9 protein-coding genes are annotated in these 14,301 nt (G+C 61.2%); 4 read left to right on the top strand and 5 right to left on the bottom strand.

Annotated elements, in window-relative coordinates:
• Positions 1-107 precede the first annotated feature (107 nt).
• Positions 108-3,956: a sensor domain-containing protein gene (locus ACSSVC_RS31245; protein ID WP_404937702.1), complete on the bottom strand. Its 3,849-nt coding sequence runs from the start codon at positions 3,954-3,956 to the stop codon at positions 108-110.
• A 282-nt stretch (positions 3,957-4,238) separates the two neighbouring features.
• On the opposite strand from ACSSVC_RS31245, the gene ettA reads away from it, so the two are divergent.
• Both ettA and gdhA read left to right on the top strand, forming a co-directional pair.
• Positions 4,239-5,903: an energy-dependent translational throttle protein EttA gene (gene ettA / locus ACSSVC_RS31240; RefSeq protein WP_011063569.1), complete on the top strand. Its 1,665-nt coding sequence runs from the start codon at positions 4,239-4,241 to the stop codon at positions 5,901-5,903.
• A 324-nt stretch (positions 5,904-6,227) separates the two neighbouring features.
• Positions 6,228-7,565, top strand: a complete 1,338-nt coding sequence (gene gdhA, locus ACSSVC_RS31235; protein WP_492611849.1) for an NADP-specific glutamate dehydrogenase — start codon at positions 6,228-6,230, stop codon at positions 7,563-7,565.
• A gap of 6 nt (positions 7,566-7,571) precedes the next feature.
• On the opposite strand, the gene ACSSVC_RS31230 is transcribed toward gdhA, so the two are convergent.
• From ACSSVC_RS31230 to ACSSVC_RS31215, 4 genes are all read right to left on the bottom strand, one after another.
• Positions 7,572-8,063, bottom strand: a complete 492-nt coding sequence (locus ACSSVC_RS31230; RefSeq protein ID WP_346635981.1) for a GreA/GreB family elongation factor — start codon at positions 8,061-8,063, stop codon at positions 7,572-7,574.
• Between the two features lie 72 nt (positions 8,064-8,135).
• Positions 8,136-8,492 (bottom strand): hypothetical protein, encoded by a 357-nt coding sequence (locus ACSSVC_RS31225; RefSeq protein ID WP_346635982.1) that lies wholly within the window; start codon positions 8,490-8,492, stop codon positions 8,136-8,138.
• Positions 8,493-8,591: 99 nt separating this feature from the next.
• Positions 8,592-10,445, bottom strand: coding sequence for an Lnb N-terminal periplasmic domain-containing protein (locus ACSSVC_RS31220; protein ID WP_492611848.1), 1,854 nt, complete (start codon positions 10,443-10,445; stop codon positions 8,592-8,594).
• Between the two features lie 93 nt (positions 10,446-10,538).
• Entirely contained in the window at positions 10,539-11,027 is a 489-nt protein-coding gene (locus ACSSVC_RS31215) for a DUF3015 domain-containing protein (protein ID WP_011063564.1), read from the bottom strand.
• 277 nt (positions 11,028-11,304) lie between these two features.
• Here ACSSVC_RS31215 and ACSSVC_RS31210 point away from each other — a divergent pair, with 277 nt between their 5' ends.
• Both ACSSVC_RS31210 and ACSSVC_RS31205 read left to right on the top strand, forming a co-directional pair.
• Complete coding sequence (locus ACSSVC_RS31210) at positions 11,305-13,743, top strand: Lon protease family protein (RefSeq protein ID WP_346635984.1); 2,439 nt, start codon at positions 11,305-11,307, stop codon at positions 13,741-13,743.
• 213 nt (positions 13,744-13,956) lie between these two features.
• A complete protein-coding gene (locus tag ACSSVC_RS31205; RefSeq protein ID WP_123724465.1) occupies positions 13,957-14,298 on the top strand; it encodes a PA4575 family protein in 342 nt (113 codons plus the stop codon).
• Positions 14,299-14,301: the final 3 nt, after the last annotated feature.

Raw genomic sequence — 14,301 nt, 5'->3', positions numbered from 1 at the left:
CAAGTGGCCTTCACGTCGTAAGTGATCTCTCGTAGGAGCTGGCTTGCCAGCGAAGAGGCCCCTGAATCGCCTTCGCCGGCAAGCCGGCTCCTACGCATGCGAGAGATTTAGTCGAACATGAACAGGGCGTCGTTGCTGAATTGCGCTTCGAAGCGGTTGGCCGGCATCGGTCGGCCGAACAGGTAGCCCTGGACTTCATCGCAGCCGTGCTCACGCAGGAAGTCCAGCTGCTCATGAGTTTCCACGCCCTCGGCGATCACCGCCAGGTTCAGGCTGTGGGCCATGGCGATAATGGCTCGGGCGATCTGCGCGTCCTGCTCGCCGGACGGCAGGCCGTCGACGAAGGTGCGGTCGATTTTCAGCACGTCGATGGGGAACTGCTTGAGGTAGTTCAGCGATGAATAGCCTGTGCCGAAGTCGTCCACCGCGATGCTCAGGCCAAGGTTTTTCAGGCCGTCGAGGATCTGCATCGCCTCGCTGACTTCGCGCATCAGGATACTTTCGGTGAGCTCCAGTTCCAGGCACGCCGGTGGCAGCCCCGTGTCCTTGAGGATGGTGGCGATGCGCATGCCCAACTGGCCGTCGGAGAACTGCCGTGCGGAAATGTTCACCGAGACCTTCGGTACCCGCACCTTGGCCTGGTGCCAGGACTTGAGCTGGCGGCAGGCTTCGCTGATCACCCAGTCGCCGACATCCACCACCAGGCCCAGTTCTTCCAGGACCGGAATGAAGTCGCCCGGCGGCACCAGCCCGCGGCGCGGATGACGCCAGCGCAGCAGCGCCTCGGCACCGGTCAGGCGTTTGCCGTCGCCGCTGAACTGTGGCTGGTAATAAAGCACGAACTCTTCCTGTTCCAGGGCGTGGCGCAGGTCGCTTTCCAGCTCCAGGCGCTCCAGGGCACTGGCGTTCATGTCGGCCTGGTAGAACTGGAAGTTGTTCTTGCCGCGCTCCTTGGCGTGGTACATCGCGGTGTCGGCGTTCTTCATCAACTGGCTCAGTTCGTTGCCGTCCTGAGGGCTCAGGGCGATGCCGATACTGGCGGTGACAAAGAATTCCCGGCCTTCCAGGACGAAGGGCTTGACTAGGCTGGCGAGGATCTTCTCGGCCACATTGATGGCCCGGTTCAGGGCAATCTCGCGGCTGGAGCGGGGTTGCAAGAGCAGGGTGAATTCGTCACCACCCATGCGCGCCACGGTGTCGTCATCGTCGACGCAACCCAGCAGGCGGGTGGCCATTTCCTTGAGCATGCGATCGCCCGCGGCGTGGCCCAGGGAGTCGTTGATCGGCTTGAAGCGGTCCAGATCGAGGAACATCAGCACCACCCAGGACTTCTGCCGCTCTGCCGATTGCAGCGCAGTGTGCAGACGGTCCTGGAACAGGGTGCGGTTGGGCAAGTGGGTCAGGGCGTCGTAGTAGGCCAGGCGGTGAATCCGCTGTTCGCTGGCCTTGCGCTCGCTGATGTCGCTGAAGAAGCACACGTAGCTGGCCAGGTCGCCTTCATCGTCGAGCACCGCAGTGATGCCGACCCAGGCCGGGTAGTGCTCGCCATTGCGGCGCTTGAGCCAGACTTCGCCTTCCCAGGTGCTGTGCTGGTTCAACTGCTTGAGCACATAACGCAGGTGGGCTTCTTGCTGGTCGTCGACGGTGAGCATGTTCGGCAACTGATCGAGCACCTGGGACACCGCGTAGCCGCTGACCCGGCTGAAGGCTTCGTTGGCCTGGACGATGTAGCCGGCGGGGTCGGTGATCAGGATCGCCGAGGTCGAGTGTTCGAATACCGTGGCCGCCATGCGCAGGTCTTTTTCCGCGCGGCGCTGCTGGCTGATATCGCGGCCGACCCCGAGTACGCCCTCAAAGGCGCCATGCTCGTCCCACACCAATACCAGGCGCAGTTCGATGGGAATCTTGCGCCCATCGGCCCGCAGGCAGTCGAACAGAAACAGCTGGGTCTGCACCTGGCTGCGCAATTGCGCCAGTTGCTCGGGTTTGTCCAGAGCTTTGCTGACCCGGTCCATCAGGGTGTAGATGCCGGCCAGTTGCTGTGGATTGGCGATGGTGGACTGCCAGCCATTCTGGAAAATCCACTCCACGTCGTAGCCGAGCACCGCATGCACCGAGGGGCTGACGTAGTTCAGCGACAGCTTGTTGTCAGTGGAGAAGATCACGTCGCTGATGCTTTCGGCGAGCATGCGGTAGCGCTGTTCGCTGTCGCGCAGGGATTCGCTGGCCTCGATCTGGTCGGTGATGTCCTTGGCCACGCCAATGATTCGCGTCACCTGGTCGTAGCGATCCCGGGCCAGGGCCTGCTCGCGGATCTCGAAGCGCCGCCACTGGCCGCTGCGGTGGCGGAAGCGCAGTTGGCATTGCAGGAGTTGGGCATAGGCCGAATGACGCTGTTCCTGGCGCAGGCGGTGATAGAGGTCGGCGTCTTCCGGGTGCAGGAGGATTTCCCAGAAATATTCGCCCATCTGGTGCAGCTCGGTCTTGTTGTAGCCGAGGGTCTGGCCCAGGTGGTGGTTGCTGAAGATCATCCGTTGGCTGATCACGTCCTGCACATACAGGTGATCGGGCACGGTGCGCACTACGTCCGACCAGAAACCTTCGCGCTCCAGCAGCGACAGCTCGATCAGCTTGCGACTGGTGATGTCGCTGATGCTGAGGATCACTGCGCTGTAGTCTTCTGTCGCTTCCGGCAGGCGCAGCACCAGCCATAGATGCTGGTCATTGCCCTGGGCGTCGCTGAGCTTGATCTCCAGTTCCAGCTGTTTCTGCTGGTTGACCACGGCTTCCAGTAACTGGCCGCCGATGGCGTTGCCGTTCTTCGGGCAGCCTTCGATCAGCAGTTGCCAGGCCTGGTCGCTGGATTCGACGTTGAGCAGGCGCAGCGCCACCTGATTGACTTCGGTGATGCGCAATTCTTCCAGCAACTGGCGACGGTGGTCCGGGTGGCTGGTCTGCCAGCGCTTGAGCTGGTCGCTGTTGTGTAAATGGTATTTGCCGAGCAGGTCCGGGAGCCCGGAGATATCCATAACGCAGAGGGCCACCCCTGTGCCCTCGAAAATATCCTGATAGCGTCGCCGGCCCTCGTGGAGCTGGCGTTGGCGCCGACGCATGTTGAGCAGGGCAATCACCGGCAGCAGGGAGAACGCCAGGCCCAGCAGGCACTTGCCGATAAAGGCCGGCAGCAGCTCCTCGATCACCGCACGCTGGTCGAACAGCCCGCGCAGTTGCCAGTCGCTATTGTTCAATGGCACCAGCAGCACACTGCTGGCCATCTCGTCGGGGTCCAGCATGCCCGGGGTCGGCGTGCTGCGTTCGTCGCGCTTGATCACCTGGCGGCTCAGGCGGTTCTCGATCACCCAGGTCGGTTTGAAACCTTCCTCGCTTTGCCGCACCAGGGTCTGCAGGAAGCTGGGGGCCATGCGCAGTATCCAGAAACTGCGGGTCGAGCCGCTGGCCTGGTGTAGCAAGACATGCACCACTGAACCGTCGGCAGGATTGCTGTAGTAATAGCGCTGGGAACGGCTGCGCTGGACCAGTTCGGTGAGCCAGAGAGTGTCCTGGCTGTCGCTGGCGCTGTCGCTGAGGATCTGCCCCTGGCTGTCCAGCAGGGCGAAACTGCGTACGTCCGGCAGGGAGCGCTGGAGCTTTTGCAGCAATTGCTGTTGCTGCTGGCGGTCTTGGGGGGCTTCGACGATCGGTAGCAGATTGAGGGCGATCTGGGCATTGAGCGCCAGGTTCAGGCTCAGGTGGTCGGCCAGGTCGGCGCTGTAGTCGATGGCGTGCTGGCGCTGGTCCTTGCGGGTTTGCTGCAGTTGATCGAGCAGCTGCCAGAACAACAGGGCCAGGAGTAATAGCACCAGGGTAGCCAGTGCGCCTTTGAGTGTGCCCCGCAAAGGATAGGCCGACGCGGAGGCTTTAGCGCGCGCGGGCTGTGGCGAAATGACGTTGGACAAGCTGTGATCCTGCGGTTTGGCTGGGCTGGCGCGACGTGCACTATAAGCCGGACGCCCGAAGGGCGGCTAGCATGCCTTGAGTTGTGGCAAAGTGCCAGTCCCGCCTGGCTGGACCTGGATCGTGCATTGAGGTAGTTTTGCTGGTTACGCGGGAGCGTTCCAGCTCCAGACAATCAGGCTTTTTCCGCCCGCCGGTATTGATCATGGTCAATACCGGTGCAGCGCATGGCCTGGCCCGGGCCCGGCCCGTTCTATTCATCTGTCACTGACGCTAGGTTCACCATGGCTCAATACGTCTTCACCATGCATCGGCTGGGCAAAGTTGTTCCACCGAAGCGGGAAATCCTGAAAAACATCTCTCTGTCTTTTTTCCCCGGCGCCAAGATTGGCGTATTGGGCCTCAACGGTTCGGGTAAGTCCACGCTGCTGAAAATCATGGCCGGCGTCGATACCGAGTTCGAAGGCGAAGCCCGTCCGATGCCGGACCTGAACATCGGCTACCTGCCTCAGGAACCCCAGCTCGATCCAGCCAAGACCGTGCGTGAAGTGGTCGAGGAAGCGGTCAGCGTGATCAAGGATGCCCAGGCTCGCCTGGACGAGGTCTACGCGGCCTACGCCGAGCCGGATGCCGATTTCGACAAGCTGGCCGCCGAGCAAGCCAAGCTCGAAGCCATCCTGCAAGCCAGCGACGGCCATAACCTGGAGCGCCAGCTGGAAGTGGCCGCCGACGCCCTGCGCCTGCCGGCCTGGGACGCCAAGGTCGAGCACCTGTCCGGTGGTGAAAAGCGTCGTGTGGCCCTGTGCCGCCTGCTGCTGTCCGCTCCGGACATGCTGCTGCTCGACGAGCCAACCAACCACTTGGACGCCGACTCCGTGGCCTGGCTGGAGCATTTCCTCCACGACTTCCCGGGCACCGTGGTCGCGATCACGCACGACCGTTACTTCCTGGACAACGTCGCCGGCTGGATTCTCGAACTCGACCGCGGCGCCGGTATTCCTTACGAGGGCAACTATTCGGGTTGGCTGGAAGCCAAGTCCGATCGTCTGGCCCAGGAATCCAAGCAGCAGTCGGCCCATGAAAAGGCCATGAAGGAAGAGCTGGAGTGGGTGCGCAAAGGCGCCAAGGCCCGCCAGTCGAAATCCAAGGCTCGTCTGCAACGCTTCGAGGAAATGCAGTCCCAGGAATTCCAGAAGCGCAGCGAAACCAACGAGATTTACATCCCGGCCGGTCCGCGCCTGGGTGACAAGGTCATCGAGTTCAAGAACGTCACCAAGGGCTATGGCGATCGCGTGCTGATCGACAACCTGTCGTTCTCCATGCCTAAAGGCGCCATCGTCGGCGTGATCGGCGGTAACGGTGCTGGTAAATCCACCCTGTTCCGCATGCTCATGGGCAAGGAAACCCCGGATTCGGGCAGCATCGAAATCGGTGAAACCGTGCAGCTTGCCTGCGTGGATCAGAGCCGTGAGGACCTGGACGGCAGCAAGACCGTGTTCCAGCAGATTTCCGACGGTTCCGACCAGATCCGCATCGGCAACTACGAGATTCCGTCGCGCACTTACGTCGGTCGTTTCAACTTCAAGGGCGGCGATCAGCAGAAGTTCGTCAAGGATCTGTCCGGTGGTGAGCGCGGCCGTCTGCATCTGGCCCTGACCCTGAAAGAGGGCGGCAACGTCCTGCTGCTCGACGAACCGTCCAACGACCTCGACGTTGAAACCCTGCGTTCCCTGGAAGAAGCCCTGCTGGACTTCCCGGGCGCCGCCATTGTGATCTCTCACGATCGGTGGTTCCTGGACCGGGTGGCCACTCACATCCTGGCGTATGAAGACGACTCACAAGCAGTGTTCTTCGAAGGCAACTACACCGAGTACGAAGCCGATCGCAAGAAACGCCTGGGCGAAGCGGCTGCGCAACCGCACCGTGTGCGGCACAAGAAGCTGGCCTGACCGGGTCGCTGCTTGAAAACGAAACGGAGCCCTCGGGCTCCGTTTTTTTTGTTCGTCGGCGAGCCGGTTCCTGCAAAAACAGCACCGTTCCTGTAGAAGCCGGCTTGCCGGCGAAGAGTTTTCTGCTGCTCCCCAAAAACGTGCAAACCCTGAATTTTTTTCCACCAAACCGGTGCACAAAACCCCTGCAAATCGTCGCCATTTATATTTATTGCACCATTTAAATTCAGATCTGCGACATTTTGCGCTGTCGCGGTGCGATTTGAATTGATAAAGTCCGGGGCAAATCTCCCCTTAACGACAATAAATTTGCCGAGACTTCCCATGATCGAATCCGTCGAAGATTTCCTCGCCCGCCTGAAAAAGCGCGATCCGGACCAACCTGAGTTTCATCAGGCGGTGGAAGAGGTTCTGCGCAGCCTCTGGCCATTTCTCGAGGCCAATCCGCACTACCTGAGCTCCGGTATTCTCGAGCGAATCTGCGAACCGGAGCGCACAGTGGTGTTTCGCGTGTCCTGGGTCGACGATCAGGGCAAGGTCCGGGTCAATCGCGGCTTCCGCATCCAGATGAACAGCGCCATCGGTCCCTACAAGGGCGGCTTGCGGTTCCATCCATCGGTCAACATGGGCGTGCTGAAATTCCTCGCCTTCGAGCAGACCTTCAAGAATTCCCTGACGTCCCTGCCCATGGGCGGCGGCAAGGGTGGCTCGGACTTCAACCCCAAAGGCAAGAGCGACGCCGAGGTGATGCGCTTCTGCCAGGCCTTCATGACCGAGCTGTATCGGCATATCGGTGCCGACGTGGACGTGCCGGCGGGAGACATTGGTGTGGGGGGCCGGGAAATCGGTTTCCTCTTCGGTCAGTACAAGCGCCTGAGCAACCAGTTCACTTCGGTGCTGACCGGCAAGGGCATCAGCTATGGCGGCAGCCTGATCCGCCCGGAGGCCACAGGTTTCGGTTGCGTGTACTTCGCCGAGGAGATGCTCAAACGTCGTGGCGACCGGGTCGAGGGCAAGCGCGTGGCGATCTCCGGCTCCGGCAATGTGGCGCAATATGCGGCGCGCAAGGTCATGGATCTGGGGGGCAAGGTGATTTCCCTGTCCGATTCCGAGGGCACCTTGTACTGCGAGTCAGGCTTGAGCGAAGAACAATGGCTGGCGGTGCTGGAGCTGAAGAACGTCACCCGGGGGCGGATCAGCGAGCTGGCAAGCCGCTTCGGCCTGGAGTTCCGTGCCGGTAAGACGCCGTGGGACCTGGCCTGCGACATCGCCCTGCCGTGCGCCACACAGAACGAACTGGATGCCGATGCCGCCCGCAGCTTGCTGCGCAACGGCTGCACCTGTGTTGCCGAAGGCGCCAACATGCCCACCACCCTGGAAGCTGTGGATATCTTTATCGACGCCGGCATCCTGTTTGCTCCGGGCAAGGCATCCAATGCCGGCGGAGTGGCGGTGAGCGGGCTGGAGATGTCGCAGAACGCCATGCGCCTGCTATGGACTGCCGGTGAGGTGGACAGCAAGCTGCACGCCATCATGCAGTCGATCCACCATGCCTGCGTGCATTACGGCGAAGAGAACGGTCGGATCAACTACGTCAAAGGGGCGAACATCGCCGGCTTCGTCAAGGTTGCCGATGCCATGCTGGCCCAGGGCGTGGTCTGAGTCGTCTCAGGCCAGTTCGATCCGGATGATTTCGATCAACTGATCCCCTGCCGGTCGTTGCCACAGGACTTCGTCACCGGGTTGTGCCCCCAACAGGGCACGGCCCAGGGGCGAGGCCCAATTGATCAGCCCCCTGGCTGCATCGGCTTGATCCTCACCGACCAGCTGCACGCTCTGCTGTTGATCCTGTTCATCAGCGAAGGTCACCCGACTGCCGATCTGCACCTTGTCGCAGGTGCTCGCATTGACCACCTGGGCGCTGTGCAGGCGCGACGAAAAATAGCGCAGGTCCCGTTCCAGCTCCGCCACCTGCTGCTGATCTGCGGCGTCACCCAAGTCGGTTTGTGTCGAATGCTGGCTGTGCAGTTCTGCCACCTTGGCCTGCAATTCGGCAAGACCCAGGGGGGTGACGTAGTTGGGCAGGGTGCTGATCTGACGTTCCACGGGTTGCTCGACCTGGGCAGCGGCCAGATCTTCATTGACGAAAGCGCGGCTCATGGTTGTTCTCCTTCAAGGGAGGGATGGACCATGGTTGCAGGCTTTTGACCCGGGCGGTTAGCTGAAAACGACTTATTGCGAGCGATAGGCTCGAGCCGCGTCACGGTCCTTCTCCTGCTGCCAGGCGCGCTCCCGTTCGTCCCAGTGACGTTCCCGGTACTCATTGCGGTCCTGGTTCTCCAGCATGCCCTGGCACTGGCGGAAACCATCGTTCCAGCCCTCGGCATACTGCGGGTCCTTGAGGTAGCGCGGAACGTCCTTGCGATACTCCCCGCTCATCGATCCTGCCGCTTGACGGCCGCTGACGCAGCCAGCGTCGAACCCGTCGACAAAGGCCGGCGGATAGCCTTGCTTGAGCAAATACTCGTGGTTTGACTCACAACCACCGATGAGTGCCAGTGCCAGCACTGCCCAACCATAACGCCACATCGAGTAACTCCCAGGCTTCACCTGAGTGAAGTCTAGAAGGACGAGTGTCAGCGACGCGTGAAAACCTTGTCGCTAGCAGCTTGAAGCTCCCAGCAGCCCTTAATAGTGATACCACTTGAGTTCGAGCATGACTTCGTTGACGGGGGTAGCCAGCTGGCTGAACTCACGCTGTGCGCTCAGGCGCAGGCCCAGGTTGCGGGACAGTTCCCATTGCTGGTTGAGGCTCAGGCTGCGGCGGACTTCGCCGTTGGTGAAGTAGTCACCCTTGGCTTCGAGGCTGAAGTTGCCCAGGGGGTTCTTCCACAGCAGCCCTGAGTTGAAGCCCGCCGCCGGAGCGATGAACCCGGCGAAATCGGTGTTGTGTTCTACCCGAACGGTGCCCAGGACAAACCCCAGGGTGTCCTCGCCCAACTGCCAGGTACCGCCAGCGCCGCCATTGACGTGGCTGACCAGGGTTTCATCGTCATGCTTGCCAGGCACCCGCTCCAGGCCGCCAGTGACTTGCCAGGACCAGGGTTGCAGCAGTTCGTTGCGTGGAGTCAGGGAGCGGATGGTCGCCAGGTCCAGTTGCTGCAACTGCCAGTGGTTGCCTTCGTACTGGCGCAGCTTCATCTGCAGGATTTCGATCTGCGCCCCCAGTGGGAAGCCCTCGGCGTTGTCGTTGAGGTCGTGGTACGCCATGCGCAGGCCGTATTCGGCAAAGGCCTTGTCGTCCCGGGTCCCGAGCCCCAGTTGCCAGGTACGGGACTGGTGACCGTCTTCCGGCAGGCCGGGGCGTTCGATCTGCAGTTCCGGCGCGGGGTTCTGGTTGATCGCCCGCAACAGTTCGAAGCTGCGCTGGGAGCGCTCGGTATCGCGCTCCAGCCCGTTGGCCCGGTAACGCTCAAGACGGTAGGCAGCGTCGACGATCAAGGCCTGGCGAGCCCGAGGCAGGGCCTTGAACTCGGCGCCCTGCAGTTGTTTCTGATCGGCGCTGACCTTGAGTACCCATTGCTGTTCGTCGTGGCTCAGGGGCTGGGCGCGGCTGAGCAGCTCCCGCTCCCGGGAAGGGCGATAGTCGATGCGCTCCACCAGCCCGGCGTCCTTGACCGCCTTCACCGTATCGGTGGGAATGGCGGTCAAGGGGAATTGTCCGGTCAGGCGCAGGCTGGGCCTGGCGACCTGTAGCAACTCCAGCAGGCGGTAGGAGCAGTTCTCGTCGAAGAAGAAGTAGTCGAACTTGATCTGCTTGAGTTCCCAGACGTGCTCCACCATGCGCTCGGTTTCAACTTGCGTCAGGTTCAGGCGGTACTCCCACAGGTCGCGGTTTTCCAGGCTGCGGTACTCCGACAGCTTCTCCTGGTAGGGCACCAGGGCGAACAGTCCGGGGTAGCCGCCCATCAGGCCTTTCCAGGCGTAGAGGATGCTGTTGTCCGAACCTTCGATATAGGCACCGAAGTTGATCGCGTAGCTGAGCAGGGCCGTGTTGTTGCTTTGCACGTCGGCCTGGTCGATGCGTAGCAGGGTATGGCCGAACATCGAGGATGGGCTGTTGAGGTAGGCCGCGGGGAAAATCATCACGGTGCTGTGGGGCGAGACATCCTTGAACCATTGTTTGAATTCGGTGCATTGAACCTGGGGCAAGTCGTTCAGCCCCAGTTGCGTCTTGAGCCAGCGGGTGCGGGACGGATAGACGCACTGCGCATGCCGGTCACCGGCATCGGGGGCAGCGTACAGGGCGTTCAGAGTCGCGCTCAGCTCTGCATCGGGATGGTGGGCGCCATCGGCTGCGAGAAAGAACTTCGGATCACTGACATAACTGCGCCAGCCGCCCAGTTTGGAGGTTTCATAGTGTCCGATGGAAATCCAGAACGGGTCATTGGCCAGTTGCTGCAAACGTTGGGGATCGATGTGGGGCGCGGCATACAGCGGGGCGCAGACAAAGAGCGCCAGGTAGGCAAGGCGTTTGAGCATGGTGGGCAACTTAAGTCGGAAATACAAAGACCCAAGATGGGCAAGGTCCAGAAGACAAAACCCGCTCCCCGGGGGGGAGCGGGCGGGTCGAGCTTAAGCCGGAGTGGCGTATTTCGCCAGGCGCGCATCGTTCTTCAACACGGCCAGGGTATTGGTGTGCACATCTTCCGCGGTCACGTCAGCCTTGCTGAAGATCTGTTGGAAGTGTTCGTGGGTGACCGCAGCAAAGTGCGCACGGTCTTCAGGAGCGACACCGAGTACCACGGCGTAGGTGGTCAAGGCTTCGCCTTGCCCCTTGGCCATGTCTTCGGAGAGCTCGTTCATCATGCCGTTCATGGCGAACCAGGATTTACCACCGTAAGTCAGTGACGCATTGGTGGAGCAGCCGTTGGTGCCGGAAGTCATGCCGAAGGTCGCGTTGCCGGAGGTGCCGTTGGTGGTGGACGCCAGGAAGTGCGCTGGAGTGCCACGCTGACCTTCGAACAGCATGTTGCCCCAACCGCAATCCGGACCGCCGGGTGCTTGTGCCATGGCGTTGAGGGATACAGCGGTGAAAAGAGTACCGAGAAGAATCCGTTTCATAGCGTTGTTCTCTTTGTGTGCATACCAATGGACGGGGGAGACTGGCCCTTAGGGGCGCCAGTGGGCCGGTTATCTATCCAGCCGCGCAGTTTGGAGTTTAGGCATGTTCCATGGGTTCCGTAGAATTTTACAAAACAATGCCTGAAACAGCTGGTTTTACATGGGACGGGTAGCTGCATCCGCCTTGTCTATGCTTTCCCCTGAGGCGCGCCTTGCCAGCCGGGCATACCCGGCGCCAGAATGCCGCCATCTGCCCCGCCTGATGTAAGGAAGCCCGATGCCTGATCCTGTTGCTGCCAGCCTGCGTCTTGCGCCTGAAGCGCTGACCCGCCCTTTTTCTGCTGAACAGTTCAGCTTCTCGACCACCAATGATTTGGAGCCCTTTCGCGGTGTGCTTGGCCAGGAACGTGCGGTCGAAGCCTTGCAGTTCGGCGTCGCCATGCCACGCCCCGGTTACAACGTGTTTGTCATGGGTGAACCGGGCACGGGACGCTTCTCTTTCGTAAAGCGCTATCTGAAGGCTGAAGGCAAGCGCCTGCAGACCCCGTCTGACTGGGTCTATGTCAACAATTTCGACGAGCCCCGGGAGCCTCGGGCGCTGGAACTACCGGCCGGTGCCGCGGGCAGTTTCATCAGCGACATCAACGGTTTGATCGATAACCTGCTGGCGACGTTCCCGGCAGTCTTCGAGCATCCGTCCTATCAGCAGAAGAAGAGCGCCATCGACCGCGCCTTCAACCAGCGTTATGACCGCGCGCTGGACGTGATCGAGCGCCTGGCCCTGGAAAAGGATGTGGCGCTGTACCGCGACAGCAGCAATATCGCCTTTACCCCGATGCTCGATGGCAAGGCCCTGGACGAAGCCGAGTTCGCCCAACTGCCGGAGGCTGATCGCGAGCGTTTTCACGAGGATATTTCCGCTCTGGAAGAGCGCCTTAATGAAGAGCTGGCGAGCTTGCCGCAGTGGAAGCGCGAGTCGAGCAACCAACTGCGTCAGCTCAATGAAGAAACCATCACCCTGGCTCTGCAGCCGTTGCTGGCGCCACTGTCCGAGAAGTACGCCGAGAACGCTGCGGTCTGCGGTTACTTGCAAGCCATGCAGGTCTATCTGCTGAAGACTGTGGTCGAGCAACTGGTTGACGACAGCAAGACCGATGCGGTGGCACGCAAGTTGTTGGAAGAGCAGTACTGCCCAAGCCTGGTGGTGGGCCACCCGGCCAGTGGCGGCGCTCCGGTGGTGTTCGAGCCTCATCCGACCTACGACAACCTGTTCGGCCGGATCGAGTACAGCACCGACCAGGGCGCGCTCTACACCACGTACCGGCAGTTGCGTCCCGGTGCACTGCATCGAGCCAATGGCGGCTTCCTGATCCTGGAAGCCGAGAAGATGCTCAGCGAACCCTTTGTCTGGGACGCCCTCAAGCGCGCCTTGCAGTCGCGTAAGCTGAAGATGGAGTCGCCCCTGGGCGAGATGGGTCGTCTGGCCACCGTGACCCTGACGCCGCAGATGATTCCGCTGCAGGTCAAGGTCATCATCATTGGTGCTCGCCAGCTGTATTACACGCTGCAGGACCTGGATCCGGACTTCCAGGAAATGTTTCGGGTGCTGGTGGACTTCGACGAAGACATCCCGATGGTGGATGAAAGCCTGGAGCAATTTGCCCAGTTGCTGAAAACCCGCACCTCGGAGGAGGGCATGGCCCCGCTGACCGCTGATGCGGTAGCGCGCCTGGCCACTTACAGTGCGCGTCTTGCAGAGCACCAGGGGCGTCTGTCGGCGCGGATCGGCGACCTGTTCCAATTGGTCAGCGAGGCCGACTTCATCCGCCACCTGGCTTCCGACGAGATGACTGACGCCGGGCATATCGAAAGGGCGCTGAAGGCCAAGGCCACTCGTACCGGTCGGGTATCGGCGCGGATTCTCGATGACATGCTGGCCGGCATCATTCTCATCGACACCGATGGTGCCGCCGTGGGCAAGTGCAACGGCCTGACTGTACTGGAAGTGGGGGATTCGGCGTTCGGCGTGCCGGCGCGGATTTCCGCCACGGTCTACCCCGGTGGCAGTGGCATCGTCGACATCGAGCGTGAGGTCAATCTTGGCCAGCCCATCCACTCCAAGGGGGTGATGATCCTGACCGGTTACCTGGGCAGTCGCTATGCCCAGGAGTTCCCCCTGGCGATTTCCGCGAGCATTGCCCTTGAGCAGTCCTATGGTTATGTGGACGGCGACAGTGCTTCCCTGGGGGAGGCCTGCACGTTGATTTCGGCGCTGTCGAAAACTCCGCTCAAACAGTGTTTCGCCATCACCGGCTCGATCAACCAGTTCGGTGAGGTGCAGGCCGTGGGCGGGGTCAACGAGAAGATCGAAGGCTTCTTCCGCCTGTGCGAAGCCCGCGGCTTGACGGGAGAGCAGGGCGCGATCATTCCCCAGGCCAACGTCGCCACTCTGATGCTCGACGAGAAGGTGCTGCAGGCAGTACGTGCCGGAAAGTTCCACGTGTACGCGGTGCGTCAGGCTGATGAGGCCCTGAGTCTGCTGGTGGGCGAGCCGGCGGGTGAACCGGATGCCGAAGGGCAGTTCCCCGAAGGCAGCGTCAACGCGCGGGTGGTGGAGCGCCTGCGGGTCATTGCCGAGATGATCAGCGAAGAAGACCTGAAAGAAGCGGAAAAGGAACTGGCGCAAGAGGCTCTGACAGAGACCAAGCCGGCGTGACGGTGGCTGCTGGCGAGGGCACTGATCCTCGCCAGTGGCGTCAGGGGGCTGACGCCAATTTCTCAAAATAGACCATTCGGCGCCTGTTGGATCGGTCAACTTTGTTTATCAGGCTTTTCTTCTATTCTCAGGGCAAGGAGAACGACAGTCGTCGCTGGATCGAAACAGCCCTCTACTGAAGGCTGAACAGTGGTTCTACCGAGGGTCGCCGCCATGTCGCGCAACCTTTGCCTCACCCGCCAATGCCTTGGCCTGGTCACCCGTATCGAATGCAGCGTCCGCCCACTGGCGGGGGACAACGGTATGTGGACCCTTCTCTTCGCCGCCGGAATGGCGGGTGAACAACCCTCAGCGATCAAATCCCAGGGCCCGTTCTGTGGGCCTGTGGTGGCGGAGTCGATCCTTGATTCGATTGTTGAAAGCCTGACCACCCACGGCTATCAGCTGGCCGATGATCCACAGATCTGGTGCCTGCATCTGCAGGCCCAGTTACGTCAGATCAATGGTGAGCGGGGACGCAATGCCGGTGATTTCCAGTTCCATCCCGAACACTGATCC

This window comes from Pseudomonas sp. E1BtOHC1, from assembly GCF_058744285.1.
Note: the sequence above shows the minus strand (reverse complement) of the source record. Positions and strands in the feature narration are given on the sequence as shown.

Excerpts from the sequence above, each read along its gene's own strand:
- ACSSVC_RS31230 (WP_346635981.1), bottom strand. The coding sequence starts at position 8,063 with ATGAGCCGCGCTTTCGTCAATGAAGATCTGGCCGCTGCCCAGGTCGAG.
- ettA (WP_011063569.1), top strand. The coding sequence starts at position 4,239 with ATGGCTCAATACGTCTTCACCATGCATCGGCTGGGCAAAGTTGTTCCA.
- ACSSVC_RS31205 (WP_123724465.1), top strand. The coding sequence starts at position 13,957 with ATGTCGCGCAACCTTTGCCTCACCCGCCAATGCCTTGGCCTGGTCACC.
- ACSSVC_RS31220 (WP_492611848.1), bottom strand. The coding sequence starts at position 10,445 with ATGCTCAAACGCCTTGCCTACCTGGCGCTCTTTGTCTGCGCCCCGCTG.
- ACSSVC_RS31225 (WP_346635982.1), bottom strand. The coding sequence starts at position 8,492 with ATGTGGCGTTATGGTTGGGCAGTGCTGGCACTGGCACTCATCGGTGGT.
- ACSSVC_RS31210 (WP_346635984.1), top strand. The coding sequence starts at position 11,305 with ATGCCTGATCCTGTTGCTGCCAGCCTGCGTCTTGCGCCTGAAGCGCTG.
- gdhA (WP_492611849.1), top strand. The coding sequence starts at position 6,228 with ATGATCGAATCCGTCGAAGATTTCCTCGCCCGCCTGAAAAAGCGCGAT.
- ACSSVC_RS31215 (WP_011063564.1), bottom strand. The coding sequence starts at position 11,027 with ATGAAACGGATTCTTCTCGGTACTCTTTTCACCGCTGTATCCCTCAAC.